The 23261-nt window shown below is 72.4% G+C and carries 23 protein-coding genes; 13 read left to right on the forward strand and 10 right to left on the reverse strand.

Annotated features, from left to right (window positions below; all coding sequences use genetic code 11):
- The first annotated feature begins 57 nt into the window (after nucleotides 1-57).
- Together H4696_RS22965 and H4696_RS22970 are read left to right on the forward strand one after the other, a co-directional pair.
- Nucleotides 58-411 carry a VOC family protein gene (locus tag H4696_RS22965; protein WP_086859970.1) on the forward strand — a complete coding sequence of 118 codons (354 nt, stop codon included), beginning with the start codon at nucleotides 58-60 and terminating at the stop codon, nucleotides 409-411.
- A 38-nt stretch (nucleotides 412-449) separates the two neighbouring features.
- Nucleotides 450-1352: a 2-hydroxyacid dehydrogenase gene (locus tag H4696_RS22970; protein WP_086859972.1), complete on the forward strand. Its 903-nt coding sequence runs from the start codon at nucleotides 450-452 to the stop codon at nucleotides 1350-1352.
- Here H4696_RS22970 and H4696_RS22975 read toward each other — a convergent pair.
- A complete protein-coding gene (locus H4696_RS22975) occupies nucleotides 1333-2298 on the reverse strand; it encodes a GNAT family N-acetyltransferase (protein WP_086859974.1) in 966 nt (321 codons plus the stop codon). The two genes, H4696_RS22970 and H4696_RS22975, sit on opposite strands and share 20 nt — an antisense overlap.
- Nucleotides 2299-2353: 55 nt before the next feature.
- On the opposite strand from H4696_RS22975, the gene yaaA reads away from it, so the two are divergent.
- Nucleotides 2354-3100: a peroxide stress protein YaaA gene (gene yaaA / locus H4696_RS22980; RefSeq protein WP_086859976.1), complete on the forward strand. Its 747-nt coding sequence runs from the start codon at nucleotides 2354-2356 to the stop codon at nucleotides 3098-3100.
- On the opposite strand, the gene H4696_RS22985 is transcribed toward yaaA, so the two are convergent.
- On the reverse strand, nucleotides 3087-3548 hold the full coding sequence (locus H4696_RS22985; protein WP_086859978.1) for a GNAT family N-acetyltransferase: 462 nt from the start codon (nucleotides 3546-3548) through the stop codon (nucleotides 3087-3089). The two genes, yaaA and H4696_RS22985, sit on opposite strands and share 14 nt — an antisense overlap.
- A 47-nt stretch (nucleotides 3549-3595) precedes the next feature.
- Nucleotides 3596-4666 carry an NAD(P)/FAD-dependent oxidoreductase gene (locus H4696_RS22990; RefSeq protein ID WP_192782488.1) on the reverse strand — a complete coding sequence of 357 codons (1071 nt, stop codon included), beginning with the start codon at nucleotides 4664-4666 and terminating at the stop codon, nucleotides 3596-3598.
- 84 nt (nucleotides 4667-4750) lie between these two features.
- On the opposite strand from H4696_RS22990, the gene H4696_RS22995 reads away from it, so the two are divergent.
- Nucleotides 4751-5305, forward strand: coding sequence for a suppressor of fused domain protein (locus tag H4696_RS22995; RefSeq protein ID WP_225955782.1), 555 nt, complete (start codon nucleotides 4751-4753; stop codon nucleotides 5303-5305).
- 19 nt (nucleotides 5306-5324) lie between these two features.
- Here H4696_RS22995 and H4696_RS23000 read toward each other — a convergent pair whose 3' ends face one another.
- Nucleotides 5325-6176, reverse strand: a complete 852-nt coding sequence (locus H4696_RS23000; RefSeq protein WP_086859983.1) for a LysR family transcriptional regulator — start codon at nucleotides 6174-6176, stop codon at nucleotides 5325-5327.
- An 82-nt stretch (nucleotides 6177-6258) separates the two neighbouring features.
- Here H4696_RS23000 and H4696_RS23005 point away from each other — a divergent pair, with 82 nt between their 5' ends.
- Nucleotides 6259-7146 carry an MBL fold metallo-hydrolase gene (locus tag H4696_RS23005; protein WP_086859985.1) on the forward strand — a complete coding sequence of 296 codons (888 nt, stop codon included), beginning with the start codon at nucleotides 6259-6261 and terminating at the stop codon, nucleotides 7144-7146.
- Nucleotides 7147-7152: 6 nt separating this feature from the next.
- On the opposite strand, the gene H4696_RS23010 is transcribed toward H4696_RS23005, so the two are convergent.
- Nucleotides 7153-8685, reverse strand: coding sequence for a phytoene desaturase family protein (locus tag H4696_RS23010; RefSeq protein ID WP_086859987.1), 1533 nt, complete (start codon nucleotides 8683-8685; stop codon nucleotides 7153-7155).
- A 272-nt stretch (nucleotides 8686-8957) separates the two neighbouring features.
- Here H4696_RS23010 and H4696_RS23015 point away from each other — a divergent pair, with 272 nt between their 5' ends.
- The 3 genes from H4696_RS23015 (at nucleotide 8958) to H4696_RS23025 (ending at nucleotide 13130) form a co-directional block, all read left to right on the forward strand.
- A complete protein-coding gene (locus H4696_RS23015) occupies nucleotides 8958-9920 on the forward strand; it encodes an RIO1 family regulatory kinase/ATPase domain-containing protein (protein ID WP_086859988.1) in 963 nt (320 codons plus the stop codon).
- A 326-nt stretch (nucleotides 9921-10246) separates the two neighbouring features.
- Complete coding sequence (locus tag H4696_RS23020; RefSeq protein WP_086859992.1) at nucleotides 10247-11854, forward strand: DEAD/DEAH box helicase; 1608 nt, start codon at nucleotides 10247-10249, stop codon at nucleotides 11852-11854.
- 100 nt (nucleotides 11855-11954) lie between these two features.
- Nucleotides 11955-13130: an 8-amino-7-oxononanoate synthase gene (locus tag H4696_RS23025; RefSeq protein ID WP_086859994.1), complete on the forward strand. Its 1176-nt coding sequence runs from the start codon at nucleotides 11955-11957 to the stop codon at nucleotides 13128-13130.
- Between the two features lie 18 nt (nucleotides 13131-13148).
- On the opposite strand, the gene H4696_RS23030 is transcribed toward H4696_RS23025, so the two are convergent.
- Nucleotides 13149-13583, reverse strand: coding sequence for a GNAT family N-acetyltransferase (locus tag H4696_RS23030; RefSeq protein ID WP_086859996.1), 435 nt, complete (start codon nucleotides 13581-13583; stop codon nucleotides 13149-13151).
- A gap of 17 nt (nucleotides 13584-13600) precedes the next feature.
- Nucleotides 13601-14419, reverse strand: coding sequence for a S1 family peptidase (locus H4696_RS23035; RefSeq protein ID WP_086859998.1), 819 nt, complete (start codon nucleotides 14417-14419; stop codon nucleotides 13601-13603).
- Nucleotides 14420-14585: 166 nt separating this feature from the next.
- Between H4696_RS23035 and H4696_RS23040 the strand changes: the two genes are divergently transcribed.
- Together H4696_RS23040 and H4696_RS23045 are read left to right on the forward strand one after the other, a co-directional pair.
- Nucleotides 14586-15440, forward strand: coding sequence for a M15 family metallopeptidase (locus H4696_RS23040; RefSeq protein ID WP_225955783.1), 855 nt, complete (start codon nucleotides 14586-14588; stop codon nucleotides 15438-15440).
- A gap of 96 nt (nucleotides 15441-15536) precedes the next feature.
- On the forward strand, nucleotides 15537-16931 hold the full coding sequence (locus tag H4696_RS23045) for a mycothione reductase (RefSeq protein WP_086859999.1): 1395 nt from the start codon (nucleotides 15537-15539) through the stop codon (nucleotides 16929-16931).
- 48 nt (nucleotides 16932-16979) lie between these two features.
- On the opposite strand, the gene H4696_RS23050 is transcribed toward H4696_RS23045, so the two are convergent.
- The 3 genes from H4696_RS23050 to H4696_RS23060 form a co-directional block, all read right to left on the reverse strand.
- The gene (locus H4696_RS23050; protein ID WP_086860001.1) at nucleotides 16980-18764 is read right to left on the reverse strand and encodes a fibronectin type III domain-containing protein; all 1785 of its coding nucleotides are present in this window, start codon (nucleotides 18762-18764) and stop codon (nucleotides 16980-16982) included.
- An 85-nt stretch (nucleotides 18765-18849) separates the two neighbouring features.
- A complete protein-coding gene (locus H4696_RS23055) occupies nucleotides 18850-19746 on the reverse strand; it encodes a transcriptional regulator (protein WP_086860002.1) in 897 nt (298 codons plus the stop codon).
- Nucleotides 19747-19798: 52 nt separating this feature from the next.
- Nucleotides 19799-21028 (reverse strand): CynX/NimT family MFS transporter, encoded by a 1230-nt coding sequence (locus H4696_RS23060; RefSeq protein ID WP_086860004.1) that lies wholly within the window; start codon nucleotides 21026-21028, stop codon nucleotides 19799-19801.
- 48 nt (nucleotides 21029-21076) lie between these two features.
- Here H4696_RS23060 and H4696_RS23065 point away from each other — a divergent pair, with 48 nt between their 5' ends.
- From H4696_RS23065 to H4696_RS23075, 3 genes are all read left to right on the forward strand, one after another.
- The gene (locus H4696_RS23065; RefSeq protein ID WP_086860006.1) at nucleotides 21077-21760 is read left to right on the forward strand and encodes a FadR/GntR family transcriptional regulator; all 684 of its coding nucleotides are present in this window, start codon (nucleotides 21077-21079) and stop codon (nucleotides 21758-21760) included.
- Nucleotides 21761-21852: 92 nt separating this feature from the next.
- On the forward strand, nucleotides 21853-22341 hold the full coding sequence (locus H4696_RS23070; RefSeq protein WP_086860008.1) for a hypothetical protein: 489 nt from the start codon (nucleotides 21853-21855) through the stop codon (nucleotides 22339-22341).
- A 76-nt stretch (nucleotides 22342-22417) separates the two neighbouring features.
- Nucleotides 22418-23260, forward strand: a complete 843-nt coding sequence (locus H4696_RS23075; RefSeq protein ID WP_086860010.1) for a DUF4097 family beta strand repeat-containing protein — start codon at nucleotides 22418-22420, stop codon at nucleotides 23258-23260.
- Nucleotide 23261: the final 1 nt, after the last annotated feature.

Raw genomic sequence — 23261 nt, forward strand, 5'->3', positions numbered from 1 at the left:
TCCAACGGGTTACTCGGCGGCCCGTTTTTGTCGGGGGTCGCCGCTAGCTTCGGGGCCATGGCTATCCACCTGGGCATGATCACGATCGACTGCGCGGACCCGCGCGGTCTGGCGGAATTCTGGACCGCGGCGCTGGAGACGACGGTGACGCAGGACTACGAGGGCGAGTTCCTCATCCTCGCGCCGACCGCCGGGGGCATCCCGCTTGCGCTGCAACGGGTACCGGAGCCGAGAGCGGGCAAGAACCGGGTGCACGTCGATTTCGGCGGTGACGATCGCGAAGCCGAGGTGAAACGCCTGGTGGGGCTGGGTGCGAAGGAGCTCGCCGAGCACCAGGTGCCGGGGCTGGCCTGGACGGTGCTGGCCGATCCGGAGGGCAACGAGTTCTGCGTTTCGGGAGGTGAGCACTGAGCGCGCGGCGTGCCGAGGCGAGCGGGTAGAAAGGCGGCATGAGCGCTCGCGTACTGCTGCCCTGGACCGACATCGAGGTGCCGGAGGGCGTCGAGGCCGCGTACTACGACGGTGGCGAGGCGGTTCCGGCCGGCCTCGGCGACGTCGAGTTCTACGTGCTGCCCTACGACCGCGGGCCGGAGCCGCCGAAGCTGATCAAGGAGCTGCCCGCGCTGCGGGTGGTGCAGTCGCTGTCGGCCGGCGTCGAGGCGCTGGTGCCGCTGCTGCCGCCGGGCGTCCGGCTGGCGAACGGGCGCGGGCTGCACGACCTGAGCGTCGCCGAGCACGCCCTCGCCCTGATCCACGCGGCGCAGCGGGACCTGCCCCGCTGGTTCGCGCAGCAGGCGCGGGGCGAGTGGGTGCGCGAGCACACGCGGTCGCTCGCCGACAGCCGCGTGCTCCTGATCGGCCACGGCTCGATCGGGCAGGCGATCGAGCGCCAGCTCGTCGCGGCGGAGGCGGTGGTGACGAAGGTGGCGAGCCGCCCTCGTCCGGCGGAGGGCGTCCACGGCGTCGCCGAGCTGCCGGAGCTGCTGCCCGCCGCCGACATCGTGGTGCTGATCCTGCCGGACACCCCGGCCACCCGCGGCCTGATCGGCCGCGGAGAGCTGGCGGCGCTCCCGGACGACGCCCTGGTGGTGAACGTCGGCCGCGGCACGGCGATCGACACCGCCGCGCTGCTGGCGGAGACCCGCACCGGACGGCTGCGCGCGGGCCTCGACGTGACCGACCCGGAGCCCCTGCCCGCCGACCATCCACTGTGGAGGTCTCCGGGCGTGGTGATCACCCCGCACATCGCGGGCGGGTCGGCGTCGTTCTACCCGCGCGCGAAGAAGCTGGCGGCCGAGCAGCTGAGGCGGTACGTGGCCGGGGAGGAGCTCCTCAACCTCGTGGAGCACTGAGCACGTACACGTGCCACTCGTCCGCGACGCGGTACCCGCACCGCTCGTAGACACCGAGCGCCCGGTGCGCGTTGTCGACGTCGACGTTGAGCGCCGACCGGTCGAACCCCGCGGCCTTCGCCGCTTGGAGCGTGTGGCCCAGCAGACCCGACGCGACCCCGCGCCCGCGCAGCACCTCGCGCGTTCCGACCCAGGTGGCGTGCAGCTCGCGGACGCCCGTCGCCGCGGCTTCGGCCGCGTAGAAGTGGCACAGCACGAACGCCAGGACCTTCTCCCCGTCCAGGACGAGGAACGACAGGTCCGGCCGGAAGTCCTTCGAGCCGGTGACCAGGTGCCGCCACGCCTCCGGCTCGTAGACCGTGCTGCCCCAGTGGTCGGCGAAGGTGTCGTTGCGGGCATCGAGGACGGCACGGTCGTGCTCGAACCCGAACGGCACCGCCTCGAAGCCGTCCGGCAGCGGCGGCTGCGGTGGCAGGTCCGCCAGGCCGACGCGCATGGTCACCATGGTCCGGCCGTGCCGGTAGCCCGCCCGGGCGAGGACCCCGGCGATCCAGCGCTCGTTCTCGTGGAGGCCGTAGTGCAGTTCCAGCGGTGCGCCCGGGAAGGTGCGCTCGTGGACCTCGCGGCTCGTCCGCGAGAACCAGCCGGCCAGGTGAGCGCCGAGAACGTCGTCACGGTGGTCCGGGTGCACGATCGACTGGAGCCGGATCATGTGCACGGGGTTCGCGGCGTCGCGGCGGCGGATCAGGCCGTACCCGACGAGCCGGTCGCCGGCCCAGGCACCGGTCGTGGCGCGCGCCAGGTCGATGTTGGGACCCTCGAGCTCCTCGCGGAGGTCTTCCTCGCTGAAGTGCTCACCCGTCCGGTCGACTTCCTCGGCGGCCGCGTACAGGCGGGTCAGCGCCGGTACGTCGGCGAACGTCAACGGGCGCCAGGTCAGGTCCATGCCGGGAGGCTAGGCCGGACGGCGGCGCCCGCGCACGCCGATTTACGCTCGGCACGTGCTGGTGCTCCTCCCCCCTTCAGAGACCAAGGCCGACGGCGGCCGCGGCGGCTCGCTCGACCTCAGCGCGCTGTCGTTCCCCGAGCTGAACCCGGCCCGCGCGAAGCTCGCGGACGCGCTGGTCGACCTGGCCGCCGACGTCCCGGCCAGCCTGGCGGCCCTGGGCCTCACCGAGCGCCAGGCCGGGGAGGTCGCGCGCAACGCCGAGCTCCGGACGTCCCCGACGATGCCGGCCCTGCACCGCTACACGGGCGTCCTCTACGACGCACTCGACGTGAAGAGCTTCACGAAAGCGGGCCTGGAGAAAGCCCACCGCCGCCTGGCGGTGACGTCCTCGCTGTTCGGCGTGGTCTCGGCGACCGACCCGATCCCGGCCTACCGCCTTTCGGGCGGCAACTCGCTCCCGTCGCTGGGCACCGTCCGCGGCCTGTGGAAACCGGTCCTCGAGCCGGTGCTGCAGGCGGTCGAAGGCCTGGTCGTGGACCTGCGCTCGGGCACGTACTCGGCATTCGCCAAACTCCGCCCGGACGCGGTGACGGTCCGCGTGGTCACCGAAAACGCCCGCGGCGAGCGCGTGACGGTCAGCCACTTCAACAAGGCGTACAAAGGCCGCCTGGCCCACGTGCTGGCCGTCACCCGGGCCGAACCGTCCACTGTGGACCAGCTGGTGAAGGTGATCACGAAGGCGGGCTTGGTGGTCGAGCGCACCGGCGAGCACACGCTGGAACTGGTCACCGAAGGCTGACGGCCCGCTCGAACAAGGCGCCGGAACCGCCGGGCCCGCCGTCGATCCGCACCAGCCGGAAGCCCTGCCGCCGGTAGTAGGCGTGCAGGCGGGCGTTGCTCTTCCACGCGTCGAGCCGCAGCCACCGCTTGCCCCGCCGCGCGGTCTCCTTCGCCGCCTCCTCGAGCAACCACGCGCCGACGCCGAGCCCGGCGAACGCACGGTCGACCGCGAGGTGACTGAGGTACAGCGCGGCGCAGCGGTCGTCCGCCGGACGCCAGAAGTCCGCCGTTTCCTCGCCGAGGGTCATGGTCGCGACCGGCACGGGCGCCGGCCCCGCGGTCTCCGCCATCCGCAGCGCGCCGGTCGCGAGGCCCGGCCGCAGCTCATCGGTGCGCCACGGCGTTCCCGCCCACTGGTCGAGCCCCTGGGAGCCGAGCCACGAGACCGCGCCGTCGAGGATCGTCACCAGCGCGGCGAGGTCCGCCTCCGTCGCCGCGCGGAGGCGGTGGCCGTTCAGAAGCGGTCCGGGGCGAACGGGGTCAGGTCGAAGCCCGGGTCCTCCCCCACCGCCAGCGCCGCGACGAGCTTGCCCGCGAACGGCGCGTTCGTCAGGCCGCCCGCGCCGAAGCCCGTCGACACCGCCAATCCGGGACGGAGCAGGCCGAGGATCGGCAGGCCGTCCGGTGTGCCCGGGCGGAAGCCGACCCGGGTTTCCGCCAGCGTGGCGTCCGCGAGGCCGGGCGCGACCGCCAGCGCGTGGTCCAGGACCTCGCGCTGCCCGGCGGCCGTGACGCGGTAGTCGAAGCCGGACTCCGCCTCGCGGGTCGCGCCCGCGACGACCCGGCCACCGCCGAACGCGAGGAGGTAGTGGCTGGTCCGCGGCAAGACCACCGGCCACGCCGCCGTGTCCGTGCCCGGCAGGTCGAAGTGGCTGATCTGGCCGCGGTGCGGCGTCACCGGCAGGTCGATGCCGAGCGGGGCCAGCAGGTCACGGCTCCACGCGCCGGCCGCGACCACGACGCTGTCCGCCTCCAGCGGTCCCTCTTCGCCCGCGACGGTGCCGTCGGCCCGGAACGCGACCTCCCCTTCGACGAACTTCGCGCCCTGGCGCTCGGCGTCACGCAAGAACGCCCGCCGCAGCTCGTGCCCGTCGACGCGCCCGGCGCCGGTCAAGTGCACCGCGCCCAGCCCGGGCGCCAGCGCCGGGAAGAGTTCGCGGGCCTGCGCCGGGTCGAGCCGGCGGACCTCGCCGATTTCCTGTGTGTCGGCCGACCGCTTGTCCAGCCGTTCCCGCGCTTCGGTCAGCTCGGCCTCGTCGGCCGACACGATCATCCCGCCGACCACCTCGAACGACGAGCCCTCGAGCTCCGCCGTGAATTCGCGGTAGTACCGGCCGGCGGCCGAGGCGAGCGGGTACAGCGCGTCTTCCCACTTCGACGTCCACGGGCTGACGATCCCGGCGCCGGCCTCGGTCGCCGTTCCCGGCCGCGCCGCGTCCGCCACGACCACTTCCACGCCGCGGCGCGCCAGGTGCCAGGCCGTCGCCGCGCCGCCGATTCCGCTTCCGATCACGAGCACTCGCATGGTTTCCACCCTGCCCGAACGTGCCGCGCCCGGGCCAGCAGGATTGTTCCGCGCCACGGCCCGGTCGGTCGTATGCTGCGCGCCATGCCGAGCCGTGCCGAGCGGTATGTCGCCCATCTCGACACCCTGACCGGGACCAGCGAACCCCGTCTGCAGCCGATCCCGTCGACCCACGACGGGCTCGACGACGTCATCGCGTTCGTCTACGACGACGAACCGGAACCGCGCTACGTGACGGGCGCGACCTACGGACTTTCGCTGGCCGACCACCCGGACTGGCACGGCGTGAGACCGGAGCTGTGGATCAGCGTCCGGTCCGACGACCCGACGTGGGCGCTGGCGATCGGCTACCTCGCCGAGCAGCTGCGCGGCACCTGCCCGTTCGTCTACGGCGACACGATCGACTTCGGGCAGCCGATCGCCGAGGAGTCGGCGATGACGGCCTTCGCGGTTTCGGCACCCGCGGGGCTCGACGCGCACCAGTACACGCTGATCGACGTCGGCGGCCCGCCGATCAGCATCGCCGGTTGCTTCCCGGTGCACGACACCGAGCGGAAGTTCATCCGCGAGCACGGCATCGACGCGTTCTGGCAGCTGGACTGGGACCTCTACGACGTCCGCCGCGGGCCAGTGGTCTAGACCCGATCCGCGAGCGAGCTCAGGCTCGGTACGCGGCCATCGCGATGTGGGCGAACGAGTGGACCAGAGGGTTCGTGCTCGCCTTCTGCCACGCCATGACCACCGGGCTCGGCGGCATCGCGGGCAGCGGCACCACGACCAGGTCGGCGGGTGGCTGGTGCCCCAGCGGCATCAAGCCGACCGTGCCGTTCCAGAGGACCGCCTGCAGGCATTCCTGGACCGCGCGCACCACCGGGCCCTCCCGGGGTTCGCCGCCGTGCCAGTACGACTGCCAGCGCGGGTCGGTGCCGTCCGGGAAGCGGAACCAGCGACGGTCCGCCAGGTCGGCGAGGTCGAGGTGGTCGCGGGCGGCCAGGGGGTCATCCGCGCGCAGGACCGCGCCCACCGGGTCGGTGCGCAGTTCGTGCACCGACAGGCCGGTTTCGTCGAACGGCCCGCGGGTCAGCGCCACGTCGACCAGGCCGGTGCGCAGGCCGCAGGTCGGGTCGGTCAGGTCGGCGTCGCGGACGCGGACCTCGACGTCCGGGTGGCGCTGCCGGTAGGTGTCGGCGAGCCGGACCGCGTCCGGGTCGGTGCTGTCGCCCAGGATGCCGACGGTGAGCACCGCTTCGCCCGCCGCCGCGGCCACGCGCACGCGGGCCCGGTCGGCCTGGTCGAGCAGGGACCGGGCTTCCGCCAGCAGCGCCGTTCCGGCCGGGGTGAGCGTGACCCCCGTGGCGGAGCGCAGCAGCAGCACGGCACCGACGTCGCTCTCCAGTTGCTTGATCGCCCGGCTCAGCGGCGGCTGGCTCATGTGCAGCCGCGCGGCCGCCCGCCCGAAGTGGAGTTCTTCGGCGACGGCCACGAAGTACCGAAGCGTGCGCAGCTCCATGACCGGCGACGATAGCCACCCGGTATCGGCGCCACCGAACCGGTCTTGGACGCCCGCGCTCCGGCGGCGGTGGAATCGGGGCATGACCGAACTGACCGATCCCGTCGTGCGCGTCGACGGCGCCGAAGAGATCGCCCCGGACCTGCTGGTGATCCCCAACCACCGGGTCGACCTGGTGCCCAACATCGGCGTCGTCGGCGGCTCGGAAGCCGTCCTCGTGATCGACACGGGCATCGGCACCGCCAACGCCGAGCAGGTCCTCGCTTTCGCGACGGAAGTGGCGAAGGGCCGCCGCCTGTACCTGACCACGACCCACTTCCACCCCGAGCACGCCTTCGGCGCGCAGGTGTTCGCCGGCGAGGCCACCTACCTGGTCAACCGCGCCCAGGCCGACGACCTGACGACCAAGGGCCCGGGCTACCTGGAGATGTTCCGGGGCCTGGGCGAGGTGGTCGCCCGCCGCCTCGAGGGCGTCCGGCTGCCCGTTCCCGACCAGGTCTACGAGGACGGGTACGACCTCGACCTCGGCGGCCGGACCGTCCGGCTGCGCCCCACCGGCCGCGGGCACACCAAGGGCGACCAGGTCGTCGAGGTGCCGGACGCCGGTGTCCTGTTCACCGGCGACCTGGCCGAGACCGGGCAGTTCGCGATCTTCCCGTGGTTCCCGCCGCACGACGCCGACGTCTCGGGCGTGGGCTGGCTCGCCGTCCTGGACCGGCTGACCGCCGCCGGGCACCGCGTGGTGGTTCCCGGGCACGGAGAGGTCGGCGGCGGTGCCGTACTCACCGACGTCCGTGACTACCTCCGGGAACTGCGGGACGAGACCTGGCGGCGCCGGGACTCGGCGATGGGCGTGGACGAGGTCGTCGCCGAGGTCCGCGCGCTGCTCGTCGAACGGCACCCGGAATGGGCCGGCCGCGAGTGGATCGAGCCAGGCGTCGCGTGTCTGTGCACCGAACACGACGCCTGACCCGGGTCACCGGGCGCCGAGCACCGCCATGGCCGCGTTGTGGCCGGGGATGCCGCTCACACCACCTCCCCTCGCGGCTCCCGCGCCGCACAACAGGACGCGTTCGTGCGGTGTCTCCACGCCCCAAAGGCCGGCCTGGGCCGGATCCTCGGCGAACGGCCAGGAAAGGTCCCGGTGGAAGATGTGCCCCGCCGGCAGGCCCAGCTCGGCTTCCAGGTCCAGCGGGGTTTTGGCTTCCACACAGGGTTTTCCGTCGGGCGTGGACAGCAGGCAGTCCTCGATCGGCTCGGCCAGCACGCTGTTCAGGGAAGCCAGCGTCGCGCGCAACGCCGCTTCCCGCGCCTCTTCGTTGCGCCCCTCGAAGAGCCGCGCGGGCATGTGCAGACCGAACAGGGTGAGGGTGTGCGCACCGGCCGCGCGTTCGGCCGGGCCGAGGATCGACGGATCCGTCAACGAATGGCAATAGATTTCGCACGGCGGCAGCGTGGGGATCCTGCCTGCTTCCGCCTCGCGATACGCCGCCTCCAGCTGGCTGAAGGTCTCGTTGACGTGGAAGGTGCCACCGAACGCCTCGGCCGGGTCGACGTCCGGATCTCGCAGCCTCGGCAGCCGCGAGAGCACCATGTTCACCTTCAGCTGCGCGCCTTCCGGCCGGCTCGGCGGCTCCTCGCCCAGCAGCCTCGCCAGCGTGGACGGCGCGACATTGGCGAGGACGTGCCCTCCGACAGCGACGTGCTCGGCGTCGTCACGCCGGTAACGCACCTCTCCGCCGGGATCCACCGAGAGCACCTCCGCGCCGGTCACCAGGCGCGCACCCGCTGCGGCCGCGGCCGCAGCGAGCGAGCCGGTGACCGCGCCCATGCCGCCGACCGGGACGTCCCAGTCGCCGGTGCCGTTGCCGATCACGTGGTAGAGCAGGCACCGGTTCTGCCGCAGGTCCTCGCTGTCCGCCGGGGCGAACGTGCCGATCAGCGCGTCGGTGAGCACCACGCCGCGCACCGTGTCGTCGCCGAACCACGACGTGAGCGCTTCGCCGATCGGCCGTTCGAACAGCAAGGACCACGCCCGGTCGTCACCGATCCGGTCGCGGAAGTCCACTTCGGACAACAGCGGTTCGGTGAGCGTGCCGAACGCGCGCCCGGCGACGCGCTCGGTCAGCTCGTAGAACCGCTGCCAGGACGCGAAATCCGAAGCGGACCCGGTGACGGCCCGGAACGACGACGCGGTCCGGCCGTCGTCGCCCGTGTCGACAAGGAGGCCGGAGCCGCCCGACGGGGTGTACGACGACATCCGGCGCCGTCGCAGCTCCACGTCGAGGCCGAGGTCGGCCACGATCTTCTTCGGCAGCAGGCTGACGAGGTACGAGTAGCGCGAAAGCCGGACGTCCACGCCCTCGAACGCGCGGAACGAGACGGCGGCGCCACCGGTCTCTCCCCGCCGTTCGAGGACGAGCACCGACCGGCCCGCCCGCGCCAGGTACGCGGCCGCGACCAGGCCGTTGTGCCCGCCGCCGACGATCACCACGTCGTACGCGTCCATCCGCTCCTCCTCTGTTCCGCCTGCCGGTTCATCGTGGCCACGGCCGCGAGCGGAATTCAAGGAAACGTCACGAACGGACCGTTCGCGCTATTCGGTTGCGCGGCCGGGGAGCGGTCCGGCAAGCTGAACGCATCCGGCAGGGAGCCGGTGCGCAAGAGCGGGGAGGTGCCTGTCGTGATGGATGTCCGGGCCCTTTCGCGCCCTTGCCCACTCGCCCCCTGGAGCTGACCACGCGCCCGGTGGGGCATCCCTGATCGAGGAGAAACCCACCAGTGCGCCAGCACGACTTCGAAGACTTCGACCACTTCGACGACCAACCTTCCCGCCGTCGCGGAGCGCGTTCGCGCCGCGGGCGGTTCGACGACCCGGAGCCCACGCGCAGCGGGCGGCTCACCGAAGGCGAGCGCGTCCGGCTCGCCAAGCTCCGCGACGACGCCTACACCGAAAACCAGCTGCCCGACGGGGCCGACCGCTGGTCCACCTGGGACGACGCCGAACACGGCCCGCGACCCCGGCCGGACTGGGTGGTCACCGAGCTCGCCGCGGTCGACACCGACCTCGGGGTGCTCAAGACCGGCAAGGAGGCCGACGTCCACCTGCTGCGGCGTGGCTTGCCCGGCACCGACGGGACGCTGCTCGCCGCGAAGCGCTACCGCAGCGACGAACACAAGCTGTTCCACCGCGACGCGGGCTACCTCGAGGGACGGCGGATGCGCCGCTCCCGCGAGATGCGCGCGATCGAGCACCGCACCGCGTTCGGCCGCAACCTGATCGCCGAACAGTGGGCCGTCGCGGAGTTCGCCGCGCTGAGTCGCTTGTGGACGCTCGGGGCGCCGGTGCCCTACCCGGTGCAGCGCAACGGGACCGAGCTGCTCCTCGAGTTCCTCGGCGAGGAGGACGGAACGGCGGCGCCGCGGCTGGCCCAGGCACGGCCGGACGCCGACGAGCTGAAGGACCTCTGGTTCCAGGCCGTCGCGGCGCTCGAGCTGCTCGCCACCGAGGGGCTCGCGCACGGCGACCTCTCGGCGTACAACCTGCTCGTGCACCGGGGCCGGCTGATGGTGATCGACCTGCCGCAGGTCGTCGACGTCGTGGCCAACCCCGGCGGGGCCGAATTCCTGGCCAGGGACGTGCGCAACTTGGCCGGCTGGTTCCACGGCCGCGGGCTCGGCGAGCACGTGACGAACACCGATGAGCTGCTGGCGGAGCTCGTGACCGCCGCCGGGCTCGGGTGAAAGCGGGGCGGCGTCGCGGCTGTGGCGTGGAACACGTCTGCGACGCCGCCCACAACCGGTGACCTCGATGCGTAGTCCCAGCTCCGGCTCGGGTACAGTATGTACAGACCGCAACCGGCGGCGTGGATGAGTTGGTGTCCGTCGCCTCCAGAGCCACCGAATGGCTCGCGGTGATCCGTAAATCCCATGCGGCGCGCAGTGTCGGCAAGCGAAAGACACGGTGTGCCGGGTCCGTCCCTGTGAACGCCCACCGCACACCATCTTGCCCTGCCTGCGCGCGGGCAGCCCGGGCCTCCCTTGTGACGAACCGCGTCCGAGAGGCATTTGTGACAGTCACGTTCAATTCCGGCCACACCTCGACGTCCGCGCGCGCGGACCGTCCCGACCGCAAGCCGCGCACCCGCCCGGCCGGTGGGGACATGCTGCGCGACGACGCGGTCGAGACCGTGGCCACCAAGACCTTCGCCCAGCTGGGCCTGCCGGAGCCGCTGCTCCGCGCGCTGGCTGACGCGGGCATCAACAACCCGTTCCCGATCCAGTCCGCGACCATCCCGGACGCGCTGGCCGGCCGTGACGTGCTGGGCCGCGCCCAGACCGGCTCCGGCAAGACCCTCGCCTTCGGCCTGGCCATGCTGGCCCGGCTCGACGGCGGCAAGGCCCGCCCGAAGCGCCCCCGCGCGCTGATCCTGGTCCCGACCCGTGAGCTGGCGATGCAGGTCGCCGACTCGCTGACCCCGCTGGCCAAGTCGCTCGGCCTGTGGTGCCGCACGGCCGTCGGCGGCATGGCCTTCGCCCGCCAGGCGGACGCGCTCTCCCGCGGCGTCGACCTCCTGATCGCCACCCCGGGCCGGCTGTCGGACCACGTCCGGCAGGGCACCGCGCACCTGGGCGACTGCAACTTCATCGCCCTCGACGAGGCCGACCAGATGGCGGACATGGGCTTCATGCCGCAGGTCCGCGAGATCCTCGACCTCACCCCGCCGGGTGGGCAGCGGCTGCTGTTCTCGGCGACGCTCGACGGTGACGTCAACCGCCTGGTCCGCCAGTACCTGACCGACCCGGTCACGCACTCGGTCGCGCCGTCGACCGCGAGCGTCGACACCATGGACCACCACGTGCTCCAGGTGTCGCACCAGGACAAGCAGGACATCATCACGCAGATCGGCGCCCGCGAGGGCCGCACGATCATGTTCGTGCGGACCAAGCACCACGTCGACCGCCTCACCGAGCGCCTGCGCGAGCAGGGCGTGAACGCGCAGGCGCTGCACGGCGGCAAGACGCAGGGGCAGCGCAACCGCGTCCTGGCCGACTTCAAGGAAGGCCACTCGCCGGTGCTCGTCGCCACGGACGTCGCGGCGCGCGGCATCCACGTCGACGACATCTCGCTGGTGCTGCACGTCGACCCGGCGGCCGACCACAAGGACTACCTGCACCGCGCGGGCCGCACGGCGCGCGCCGGGGCGTCCGGTGTCGTCGTCACGCTGGTCACCAACGACCAGCGCCGCATGGTCAAGCGGATGACCGACCGGGCCGGCGTGCGCGCCGAGTCCACGATGGTCCGTCCGGGCGACGACGCGCTGTCCCGCATCACCGGTGCCCGCGAGCCCAGCGGCGAGCCGGTCATCGAGCGGCGGCGCGAGAACCCGCGTCGCGGCGGCGGCGGCGGCTTCCGCGGCGACCGCGGCTTCGGCGGTTCGGGTCGCAGCGGCGGCTACCGCGGCGACCGCGACCGCGGCGGTGACCGTGGCAGCTTCGGCGGCGACCGTGGTGACCGCGGTGGCGACCGCGGCGGGTACCAGGGTTCGCGTGAGGGTTCCGGCCACCGCGAAGGCCGTCCCGGCGGCTTCGGCGGCCGCGGCCGTCAGCCCCGGTCGGGCAACGGCGGTGGCTACGGCCGCCCGAGCCGTGGCCCGCGTCGCGGCTACGACAGCTGATCGATCCCCTCTGGAAGCCCCGGGACCACGGTCCGGGGCTTCCGGCGTTTCCAGGGCCCGCCGCACGAGCGCGTGGATCGCGGATGGGAGACTGCGGGACGTGACTACGCCGCCGACGCCCCCGCCCGATGAGGTTTTCGACTGGCTCGACGCCGAGGCGGAAAAGCGGGCGAACGCGGGGCTCGTGCGGCAGCTGCGGCCGCGTCCCGCGCGGGTCGACGAGCTGGACCTGGCCGGGAACGACTACCTCGGGCTGGCCCGTGACAAGCGCGTCGCCGGAGCCGCCGCGGCCGCCGCCCTCCGCTGGGGCGCCGGGGCGACCGGGTCCCGGCTCGTCACCGGGTCGACCGAGCTGCACACCGAGCTCGAGCTGGAGCTCGCCCGGTTCTGCGGCGTCCAGGCGGCGCTCGTGTTCTCCTCCGGCTTCACGGCGAACCTCGGTGCGGTGACCGCGCTGTCCGGCGCCGAGTCCGCGATCGTCACCGACAAGTACATCCACGCTTCGCTGATCGAAGGCTGCCGGCTGTCGCGCGCCGACGTCGCCGCGGTCGCGCACTCGACGCCGTCGGCGATCAAGCACGCGCTCTCGACCCGGCGCAAGCCGCGCGCGCTCGTGGTGACCGACTCCGTGTTCTCGGTGGACGGTGACATCGCCCCGCTCGCCGAGCTGGCCGGCATCTGCCGCGAGCACGGGGCCGCGCTGCTGGTCGATGACGCGCACGGCTTCGGTGTCCTCGGCGAAGGCGGCCGCGGCGCGGTTCACGCGGCCGGGCTCGCGGGTGCGCCCGACGTCGTCACGACGTTGACGCTGTCGAAGTCGCTCGGTGCGCAGGGCGGGGCGGTGCTGGGGCCGCGTCGCGTGATCAAGCACCTCGTGGACACGGCTCGCAGCTTCATCTTCGACACCGCGCTGGCGCCGGCGAGCGCGGCCGCCGCGCTGGCCGCGTTGCACGCGCTGAAGGAAGAGCCCGGGCTGGCGGGGAAGGTCGTCGAGAACGCGGGCAACCTCGCGATGTCCTTGAAGGCGGCCGGGCTGAAGGCGAGCCTGCCGGACGCCGCCGTCATTTCCGTTCAGGCGCCTTCGGCCGAGACCGCGGTCGCGTGGGCGGCGGCGTGCGCGGAGCAGGGCATCCGCGTCGGGTGCTTCCGGCCGCCGTCGGTGCCGGACGGCATCTCGCGGCTGCGCCTGACCGCGCGGGCCGACCTCACGGAGGCCGATGTGGACCGTGCGGTGAAGGTGATCACCGCGACGGCGCCGCGGGGCGCGACCGTCTGACGCGACCCGCGGCCGTGGTCAGCGCGGGAGGCGGCGCATGCGGATGTGCGGGATGCCGTCGTCGTCGGTGTACTCCTCGCCTTCCGCGACGAAGCCGTAGCGGGCGTAGAACGCCTGGACGTACGTCTGGGCGTCGAGGACGTACTCGCCCGGGACCTTCAGCGCCTCTTCCATGAGCCGGGCCGCCAGGCCCTGGCCGCGGGCGTTCGCCGCCGTCGCCACGCGGCCGATGCGGCGGATGTCGCCCGGGTCGAGCAGTACGCGCAGGTACGCCGTCACTCCGGATTCGCCTTCGAACCACAGGTGGCGGGTGTCGGGGTTCAAGTCACGGCCGTCGAGTTCGGGGTACGCGGCTTTCTGCTCCACCACGAAGACGTCCACGCGGAGGCGGAGGATGTCGTGGAGCTGGGCGGCCGTCAGTTCGGGACCGGTCGCGTCGTGCAGGGTCGGCATATCCCTGCTTACCACGCTCAGGGGAAGAGAGTGCGCGGCCTGGCCTGGGCTTCGATGTCGTCGGTGTAGGCCGAGACGCGGGTGTAGACACCCGGCTTGCCCGCCTTGCCGCAGCCGTCGCCGAAGGAGACGATGCCGATCAGGGTGTCGCCCACGACGAGAGGGCCGCCGGAGTCGCCCTGGCAGGCGTCCTTGCCGCCCTCGGGGTAGCCCGCGCAGACCATCGTCTTCTGGTTGTAGACGTTGTAGTCGGCGCTGCAGTCGCTGTCGGAGACCAGCGGGACGTCGACGCTGCGCAGGTAGTCGGAGCGGGCGCCGCCGTCGGCGACGCGGCCCCAGCCGAGCACCGTCGCCTTCGTGCCTGCCGCGTACAGGCTCGCGTCGCCGTTGCCGGGCAGCTTCGCGGGCCGGTAGTCGAGCTGGCCGCGGACGGTCAGGACCGCGACGTCGTCGCCCTGCGTCGGGTCGCTGTATCCCTTGCTGATCCAGACCTTGGAGACGCCGAGGACCTGGCCATCGTCGGTGCGCTTGTCCTCGCGGCCCGCGACCACGCGAACCTCCTGCTTCGCGACCGCCTTCGCGCAGTGGGCCGCCGTCGCGACCGCCGTGGAGCTGACGATCACCGCGCCGCAGTACTGGTTGCCGCCGCTGTCGGTCAGGTACACCGCGTACGGGTGGTCACCGAGCGAGGCCTTCTCGCCGCCGACGATCCGCGCCTGGTTGCCGGATCCGGGATCGGCGGACGCCGTGCCGACCACGACCGGGACGACCACCGCGGCCACGGCGAGGAGCGCGCCGCTTGCGAGCAGCAGGGATCGACGGGACTTCACGGACATGGGACGTTCCCCTCATCAGACACGGCAAACAACAAGCGCTCGGCACCCGGGCGACTCCGGTGCGTGAACGCCGTGCGCTGAATACCCTAATCGGAGTGGGCCCAAAGCGGTGTCACTGGAACGGGTGGACTCCGCGTTCCGCGAGCGCCTCTGCGAAGCTGACCGGATGCGGCGAACGGCAGCGGTGCTCGGGGCGGTACTGGCCCTCGCCCTGACGTCGTGCGCTGCCGAAGAAGTGCCGTCGACGCCGCAACCCGTGCCCCCGGCATCCGCTCCGGTGAGGACCACGGCGACCGCGCCGGTGACGGCGTCTCGTACGCCCGCCGTCACCTGGCAGGTGGGTGCCCGGCCACTCCCCCGGCGCCCGGACGGCTTCGGCGAGGTCGAACCGACACCACCCGAACTGGTGAACCGGGCACTTCCGACAAAAGACCTCCTCCCACCGCCCGCCGGCGACCGGTACGCCTCGACGGTCAGCGCGGTGCCCGCCGACGTCCTCGCGCGCAGCACCTGGCAGGCCGCCTGCCCGGTCAAGGCGGCCGACCTGCGCTACCTGACGATGTCGTTCTGGGGCTTCGACGGCCGCGCGCACACCGGCGAGATGCTGGTCAACGCGAAGGGCGCCGCCGGGATCACCAAGGTGTTCGGGCAGCTCTTCGCGGCGCACTTCCCCCTCGAAGAGATGCGCGTGACCAGCCCGGCCGAACTCACCGCGCCGCCGACCGGCGACGGCAACTCGACCAGCGCGTTCGTCTGCCGTCCGGCGCGCGGGCAGACGAGCTGGTCGGCGCACGCGTACGGCCTCGCCGTCGACGTGAACCCGTTCTGCAACCCCTACACCCAGGGTGACCTCGTCCTGCCCGAGCTGGCCTCGGCGTATGTCGACCGCTCGAACCGCCGGCCGGGCATGGTCCAGGCCGGCGACGCGACCGTGCGGGCGTTCGCCGCGATCGGGTGGAGCTGGGGTGGCTCGTGGTCCAGCCCGAAAGACCGGATGCACTTCACCGGCAACGGCCACTGACCACGTAATACGACGTTAAGCACAACCCGGAACACCAGCCCCGCGACCTCGGTTGACTAGGGTGAATCGACCGGAACCGAGCCCGCGGAGGATGCAGTGCCCCACTACGACCTGGTGATCGTCGGGACGGGATCGGGGAACTCGATCCTCGGCCCGGAGTTCGCCGGCAAGAAGACGGCGATCGTCGAAAAGGGCACGTTCGGGGGCACCTGCCTCAACGTCGGCTGCATCCCCACGAAGATGTTCGTGTACGCCGCCGATGTCGCGTACACGCCTTCGCACAGCGCGAAGTACGGCGTCGACGAAGAGCTGAAGGGTGTGCGCTGGCGCGACATCCGCGACCGGATCTTCGGCCGGATCGACCCGATCGCCGCGGGTGGCGCGGAGTACCGCCGCAGCCACGAGGACAACGCGAACGTCGACGTCTACGACGGCACCGCCCGCTTCACCGGCCACAAGGAACTGCGCGTCAGCTTCGCCGACGGGCGTCCCGACGAGGTGCTGACCGCCGACAAGTTCGTGCTCGCCGCGGGCGGCCGCCCGGTGATCCCGGAGATCCCGGGCCTCGACACCGTCGAGTACCACACCTCCGACACCGTGATGCGGCTCGACGAGCTGCCCGAACACATCGTCGTCCTGGGCGGCGGGTACATCGCGGCCGAGTTCGCGCACGTCTTCGCCTCGTTCGGCGTTCAGGTCACGCTGGTCAACCGGTCCGGGCGGCTGCTGCGCTCGGAGGACGACGACGTCAGCGCGCGGTTCACCGAGCTGGCCGAGCAGCGGTTCGACGTCCGCCTCGACCGCAAGACCGTGCGGGCGCGCAAGACCGAACGCGGTGTCGCGCTGGACCTCGAAGGACCGCAGGGCGCCGAAACCGTCGAGGCCGACGTGCTGCTGGTCGCCACCGGCCGCCGGCCGAACTCCGACGTCCTGGACGTCGCCGCCACCGGAGTGACCACAATGGACAGTGGGCACGTCGTGGTCGACGACTACCAGGAGACCGTGGTCGAGGGCATCTACGCGCTCGGCGACCTTTCCTCGCCGCACGAGCTGAAGCACGTCGCGAACCACGAAGCCCGCGTGGTGCAGCACAACCTGCTGCACCCGGACGAGCGGATCACCGCCGACCACCGGTTCGTGCCACACGCGGTGTTCACCCACCCGCAGGTGGCGTCGGTCGGGCTGACCGAGCGGAAGGCCCGCGAAAAGGGCGTTTCCTTCGTGGTGTCCAAGCAGGACTACGCCGGGATCGCGTACGGCTGGGCGATGGAGGACACCACCGGCTTCGCGAAGCTCCTGGCCGACCCGGCGACCGGGCAGCTGCTCGGCGCGCACATCATCGGGCCGCAGGCTTCGTCGGTGATCCAGCCGCTGATCCAGGCGATGAGCTTCGGCCTCGACGCGCGGAGCATGGCGCGCGGGCAGTACTGGATCCACCCGGCGATGCCGGAGCTGATCGAGAACGCCCTGCTCAACCTGCCCCTGGACTGACGTTCGTGAAGGCCACCTCGAGGAACTCGAGGTGGCCTTCACGGCTTTTCAGAGGGTGAGGGACCAGGTGTCGAGGGTGCCGGTGTCGCCGGGGCCGTAGTCCGTCACGCGCAGCTGCCAGCGGCCGCCGGCCGGGGAAGCCGCCGGGACGGTGAACGTGCGGGCGCCGCTCCAGGCCGTGCACGTGCTGCCGCCGCTGTACTTCAGCGCGTACGCCTTGCCGTTCGGGTCCAGCAGCGTGACGCCGAGGTCTTCGGCGCACGTGTGGCGGATGGTCACCGCGACCGTCAGCGGGGTCGCCGCCTGGCCGGTGAGCGTGGACGTGATCGGGCTGAAGACCTGCTGGTAGTCGCGGATCGCGTAGTCGGTGTCGTTCGTCAAGGTCCGGCCGCTGCCCGCTTGGGTCCGCGCCGAGACCGCGGCGCTGGCCGGTGAGGTGTTCCCCGCCGCGTCGCGTGCTTTGACCGTGAACGAGTACGCCGTGTCCGGGGACAGCCCGGTGACGGTCGCCGAAGTCCCGGCGACGCTCGTGGCGAGCGCGGAGCCGTTGTAGACGTCGTACGCGGTGACGTCGCCGGTGGCCGCGTCCCAGGCCAGCGAAACGCTGGTGGCCGTCGTGCCGGTGACCCGCGGGTTGGCGGGTGCGCCCGGCAGCGTCGTGCCGCCGCCGGTCACGAGGGTGAGCCCCCACTTGGCCAGCGCCTCGGCGACCGGCTGGAACAGGGACATGTCGCCGTCGGACGGGTTGTCGACGCACTGCGACGGACCGCCGTCGTGCAGGCCGGTGGCCTTGTCGCCGAGCAGCCAGCCGCCGCCGGAGTCACCGCCGAGGGAGCACGCCGTCGTCCAGGTGAGGTCGTCGATGACCAGGCCGCCGCCGTAGTCGACGGACTTGTGCGTGTACTTCACCTCGCCGCACTGCCAGTGCGAGGTGTTGCCGGAGTGGCAGACGCGGTCGCCGACCATCGCCTCGGCCGCGCCGGACAGCGTGATCGCGGGCTGGCCCCAGGTGTTGACCGAAGCCGACAGGTTCCACCCGGCCTCCGTCACCGCCACGACGCCCATGTCCCCTTCGCTGGCGTTGACGCTGTGGGTGCCGCCGACGTTCGACGTGCCGATGCGGTTCTGCTGTCCCGAAGCACCGTACGCGGCTTGGTCGCGGTCGTTCGTGCAGTGGCCCGCGGTCAGGAAGTGTTTGGCACCGCTCGAATCCGTCACGGGAAAGCCGACCGAGCAGTTGCTTTCGCTGCCCGGCCACCACGGGTTCCCGGTCTGGATCGTGCCGGACTGCTGCCGCGGCGACGTGCCCGTCTCGGTGATCCGGACCCCGAGTTCCCGCACGCGGGAAAGGAAACTCTCGGTCGCCGCGGTCTTCTTCGTCCGGTCGACGTCCACGCCGACCTCGTTGCCGCGGACGTCGACGCCCCAGCCGTAGACGCCGGGCACGCCGGTGCCGACCAGGGCGCGGACGGCCGCGCCGGTGCGGTCCAGGTCGGCCTGGCTCCGCGCGACCACCCGGGCCGCCGCCCCCGCGGCCCGCGCCTGCTCGGCGGCTTCGGCCGTCGTGACGGCGACGGTCAGCTTCCCGGTGGCGGCGTCGAACCACTGCCCGGCCGACCGCGCGCGCACCGAAGCGGGCAGGGCGGCGGCCAGCCGGTGGGCGCCGTCCTGGGCGGCGAGCTGGGCCCGGGCCTGGTCCGCGGTGAGCCCGAAGGCCGCGGCCACGCCCGCCACCTCGGCGTCCGGATGTCCGGGTGCCGCTTCGGCGGGCGAGAAGCCCAGCCCCAACGCGGCCAGCGCGGCCACGCCGGCGACGGAAACGAATCTGCGCATCGAATTCTCCTCGGATCGGCGAGTGGAGTGCGCAGACGGTAAGCCGCCGGAAAGCCGGTTTCCCAGATCCGTACGTCTTTAACAGTTAACTGGCGGGCCATTCCCATTCGAAGCCGTACCGTCCGGGGCCGAAGTTGAGCGCGACCCCGTGCACCGCACCGGATTCCGGGACGACGTCGGTTTCTTCGCCGGGCTCGGCGAAGCGGCGGCAGACCGGCGGGACCGCCTCGGGCGAGAACCGGATTTCGAGCACGTATTCGCGGACCGGGAGCCGGAATTTGCGTTCGTAGTTCGTCGCGATCGGGTACGGCGCGCGGTTCACGAGCGTGTGCTCGGTGATGACGGTTTCGCCGCGCTCGAGCGGCCGGGCGAAAAGCAGTTCGACGACGAGAAGACCGTCTTCGGGCTTCAGCACGCTGCGGCCGGGGTGGCAGCCGCGCAGCGAACGCAGCTCCGGCAGCGGCCGGTCGTGCTCGTCCAGGTGCAGGATCACCACCCAGCGGTCCGGGCCATCGGCTTCGGCGCGCAGCACCTGCCGCGAACGGAATTCCAGCTCCTCGCGGCCGGCCCCGACGGTGACGACGTCGTGCTGGCTGAGCCGGGTCAGCCGTTCGTCCCACCGGGTGTCCACATCGGACACCGCAGCGTCGATGCGCCGCCCGTCCGGCCAGAACCGGCCGATCTCCGCGGCCGCGGACCGGCGGGCCCGGGGCGGGCCCAGCAGCGCGGCGAGCGAACCGGCCGGTACCTCCAGGACGGCTTCGAGCTGCCGCAGCCCGCGCAGCGAGTCCCGCCGTTCGGGGCGGCTGCGGCCGGACTGCCAGTAGCTCAGCGTCGCCGTCGTGACCGAGACGCCGCGGGCGCGCAGGTGCTCGCGAAGCCGGTCCAGGCTCAGCCCGCGGGCACGGATCGCCGCGCGCAGGGCGGCGTCGAACGGGCCCTCGCGCAGCAACACCCCGAGGTCGGGGGACGGCACGGCCACCGAAAGATCTTAAGCCGCGCCGACCCCGGCGAAAGGTGTTAACAGTTAAGAATCAGACGAACCGGCGGCGCCCGGCGAGCGCGCCGAACACCACCTGCACGACGAGCAGGCCGAGCAGCATCGCCAGCGGCACGGTCCAGCCGCCCGCGAGGTCGTGCAGCAGGCCGAAGAGGAACGGCCCGAGCGCGGCGAACAGGTAGCCGAAGCCCTGCGCCATGCCGGACAGCCGGGCGGTGTCCGCGCCGGTCCGCGCCCGCAGCGCGATGACGGTCAGCGCCAGTGAGAACACGCTCATGCCGAGCCCGATCAGCAGGCTCCACAGCAGCGGCGACCACGAGGGGGCGAACATCAGCCCGGCGGTGCCGGCGAACCCGAACACGCCGAGCGCGGCGATCCACGGACCCTGCCCGCGCTGCCGGGCGGCCATCGGCGCGACGAAGAGACTGATCGGCACGGCGATCAGCGAGACCAGGCCGAACAGCAGCCCGGCGTCGTCGCGCGACACGCCCGCGTCCATCAGCACCTGCGGGAACCAGCCCATCGCCGCGTAGGCGTAGAAGGCCTGCAGGCCGAAGAAGACCGTGACGATCCACGCCAGCCGGTTGCGCAGCAGCGACCGGCCGCCGGCCGCGGCGTCGGCATGCCTCGGCGCCCGGCCGGTGCCGCGGGCTGCGAGAATCCACGCCAGCAGCGCGACGAGGGCCACCACGGCCCAGCTGCCCAGCGCCGGGCGCCAGCCGCCGAACGCGTCGCCGAGCTGCGGGGTCACCGCCGACCCCAGCGCGCCGCCGCCCTGCAGGGCCGCGGTGTAGACACCGGTCATGACGCCGATGCGGGCCGGGAAGGAGTCCTTGATGACCACCGGGATCAGCACGTTGATCAGCGCGATGCCGGCGGTGGCCACCAGGGTCCCGCCGAGCACCACGGCCGGCCCGTCGAGCACGCGCAACACGAGCCCAGCCGCGAGCGTGCTCAGCGCGATCGCGATGGCGGCGCCGATGCCGGCCCGGCGGGCGAGCAGCGGCGCGGCCAGCCCGGCGCCGGCGAAGCACAGCGTCGGCAACGTCGTGAGCACACCGGCCCAGACCCCGGAAGTCCCCAGGTCGTGGCGCATTTCCGCGAGCATCGGGCCGACGCCGGTGATGGCCGGGCGCAGGTTGAGGGCGGTGAGCACCACCGCGACCGCCAGCAGCACCCCGCCGGCGACGACACCCGGAGTGCGGAACTCCACGGCGCCGTCCAGTTCGGGTTCGAGGGCGGATTCACGGTGTTCGACGCGCATGACGGCTACTATCGCATACGTAGGATGATTGGATGAAGGGATAATCCTGTGCCTCTGGCCACCACCCGGCGAGCAGGCCTCGTCGACCAGGTCATCGACCAGCTGCGGACCGCGGTCACGCAGGGCGAATGGCCCATCGGCGAACGCATCCCCACCGAAGCCGAACTCGTCGACCAACTCGGCGTCGGGCGCAACACCGTCCGCGAGGCCGTGCGCGCGCTCGCCCACACCGGCCTGCTGGAGGTCCGGCAGGGCGACGGCACCTACGTGCGCGCCACCAGCGAGGTGTCCGGCGCGATCCGGCGGCTCTGCGGGTCGGAGCTGCGCGAGGTCCTGCAGGTCCGGCGCACCCTGGAGGTCGAGGGCGCGCGCCTGGCCGCCGCCGAGCGGACCGACGACGAGGTCGCCGAACTGTGGGCCCTGCTGTCCCGCCGGGACACCGAGCTGCGCGACGGGCGCTGGGAGGACTTCGCGCGCACGGACGCGGAGTTCCACTGCGCCGTCGTCCGCGCCGGCCACAACCGGCTGCTCACCGAGCTCTACCGCGGGCTGACCGAGGTCATCACGGCCAGCGTCGCGGCGACGTCCAGCATCACGCCGGGCGCGGAGCACGTGCCCGAGATCGGCCACGAAGGTCTCGCCCGGGCCATCGCCGACCGGGACGCGGACCGGGCCGCCGCCGAGGCGTGCGGCTTCCTGGACGAGCTGCTGGAGCGCATCGAACGCGCTTGACCTGCACATTTGCCGCCTTTGGCATCACAATCGACCCCTAAGGGTGCCAATTCAGGGTTGTCGTGGCACCACCGTGGCGCCATAGTTGCGCCATGGACCTGACGCCCTTCGTGGAAGAACTCCGCCGGGAGCTCGCGGTCGCCGCCGAAGCGGCGGGTGAGGAAGCCGTCGCCCTGGCCGAGCGCCTCACCGCGCCGCTCGAATCGGCGATCCGGCTCACCCTGCTCGACGCCCTTTCCGCGGCGGCCGACGAGATCACCCGCGACCTCGCCCCCGGCTCCGTCGAGGTGCGCCTGCGCCGCCGCGAAGCCGAATTCGCCGTCGCGCTGCCTGCCGCACCCGAGCCACCACCCCAGGAAACGCCCCCGGCGCCCCCGGAAGCCGACGACGGCGCCGTCGCCCGGGTCAACCTCCGGCTGCCCGAAACGCTCAAGCAGCGCGTCGAAGAGGCCGCAAACCGGGAGATGCTCTCGATCAACGCCTGGCTCGTGCGGGCCGCGAGCGCCGCCCTCGGTCCCGGCAAGAGCCAGCCGCACCGCCGGTCGGTCTTCGGCGAGAAGTACACCGGCTGGGTTCAGTAACCCGCCACTCTTCCTTTTCCCTCACACGTCTCCGACCTGCGGAGACGCCACCCGAGCACCCCAGGAGGGCGCAGCCATGCCCGTTTTCGCCACCCCCGAGCCGATCTCGGCCACGATCGACGTCAGCATCGCCGACATCCGGATCGTCGCCGGCGAGCGCGCGGAAACCACCGTCGAGATCGAGCCCGCCGACCCGTCCGAACCCGAAGACGTGCGGGCGGTCGCCAAGACCCGCGTCGAGTTCGCGAGCGGTGAACTGCTGGTCAAGGGCCCGAAGTACGCCACCAAGCTGTGGGGCAAGGGCGGCTCCCTGCACGTCACGGTCGAGCTGCCCGCCGGCTCGCGCCTCCGGTCCACGGCCGCCATGGGCGACATCCGGGTCAGCGGCCAGGTCGGCGACAGCCGCATCAAGACCTCGGTCGGCGACATCCACCTCGACGAAGCCGCCCGGCTCGAGGCGAGCACCGCCACCGGCGACGTCTCCATCGAGCGGGCCACCGGGCACGTCGAGGCCCACACCGGCTCCGGCGAGCTGCGGATCCGCGAGATCGACGGCACCGCCGTGCTGAAGAACTCCAACGGCGAGACCCGCGTCGGCGAAGTCACCGGCGACCTGCGGGTCAACACCGCGAACGGCGACATCTTCGTTTCCCTCGCCCACGCGAGCGTGCACGCCAAGACCGCGTCCGGCGACATCCGGCTCAACGAGGTCATGCGCGACTCCGTCGTCCTCGAAACCGCGGTCGGCGAGATCGAGGTCGGCGTCCGCGAGGGCAGCGCCGCCTGGCTCGAGCTCAACTCCCTGACCGGTTCCGTGCGCAACACGCTCACCCCCTCCGAGGGGCCGGGCGGGACCACGGAAACGGTCGAGGTCAAAGCCCACACCTACACCGGCGACATCGTCATCCGCCGGGCCTGAA

It is taken from the genome of Amycolatopsis lexingtonensis, assembly GCF_014873755.1.
In the GTDB taxonomy this organism is placed as follows: Bacteria; Actinomycetota; Actinomycetes; order Mycobacteriales; family Pseudonocardiaceae; genus Amycolatopsis; species Amycolatopsis lexingtonensis.

What these genes read in the sequence shown, in the direction of transcription:
- H4696_RS23050 (WP_086860001.1), bottom strand. Translation starts at nt 18,764, where the DNA reads ATGCGCAGATTCGTTTCCGTCGCCGGCGTGGCCGCGCTGGCCGCGTTG.
- H4696_RS23070 (WP_086860008.1), top strand. Translation starts at nt 21,853, where the DNA reads ATGGACCTGACGCCCTTCGTGGAAGAACTCCGCCGGGAGCTCGCGGTC.
- H4696_RS22995 (WP_225955782.1), top strand. Translation starts at nt 4,751, where the DNA reads ATGCCGAGCCGTGCCGAGCGGTATGTCGCCCATCTCGACACCCTGACC.
- H4696_RS23005 (WP_086859985.1), top strand. Translation starts at nt 6,259, where the DNA reads ATGACCGAACTGACCGATCCCGTCGTGCGCGTCGACGGCGCCGAAGAG.
- H4696_RS23010 (WP_086859987.1), bottom strand. Translation starts at nt 8,685, where the DNA reads ATGGACGCGTACGACGTGGTGATCGTCGGCGGCGGGCACAACGGCCTG.
- H4696_RS23060 (WP_086860004.1), bottom strand. Translation starts at nt 21,028, where the DNA reads ATGCGCGTCGAACACCGTGAATCCGCCCTCGAACCCGAACTGGACGGC.
- H4696_RS22975 (WP_086859974.1), bottom strand. Translation starts at nt 2,298, where the DNA reads ATGGACCTGACCTGGCGCCCGTTGACGTTCGCCGACGTACCGGCGCTG.
- H4696_RS23035 (WP_086859998.1), bottom strand. Translation starts at nt 14,419, where the DNA reads ATGTCCGTGAAGTCCCGTCGATCCCTGCTGCTCGCAAGCGGCGCGCTC.
- H4696_RS23000 (WP_086859983.1), bottom strand. Translation starts at nt 6,176, where the DNA reads ATGGAGCTGCGCACGCTTCGGTACTTCGTGGCCGTCGCCGAAGAACTC.
- H4696_RS23040 (WP_225955783.1), top strand. Translation starts at nt 14,586, where the DNA reads ATGCGGCGAACGGCAGCGGTGCTCGGGGCGGTACTGGCCCTCGCCCTG.
- H4696_RS22970 (WP_086859972.1), top strand. Translation starts at nt 450, where the DNA reads ATGAGCGCTCGCGTACTGCTGCCCTGGACCGACATCGAGGTGCCGGAG.
- H4696_RS22990 (WP_192782488.1), bottom strand. Translation starts at nt 4,666, where the DNA reads ATGCGAGTGCTCGTGATCGGAAGCGGAATCGGCGGCGCGGCGACGGCC.
- H4696_RS23075 (WP_086860010.1), top strand. Translation starts at nt 22,418, where the DNA reads ATGCCCGTTTTCGCCACCCCCGAGCCGATCTCGGCCACGATCGACGTC.
- H4696_RS23030 (WP_086859996.1), bottom strand. Translation starts at nt 13,583, where the DNA reads ATGCCGACCCTGCACGACGCGACCGGTCCCGAACTGACGGCCGCCCAG.
- H4696_RS22965 (WP_086859970.1), top strand. Translation starts at nt 58, where the DNA reads ATGGCTATCCACCTGGGCATGATCACGATCGACTGCGCGGACCCGCGC.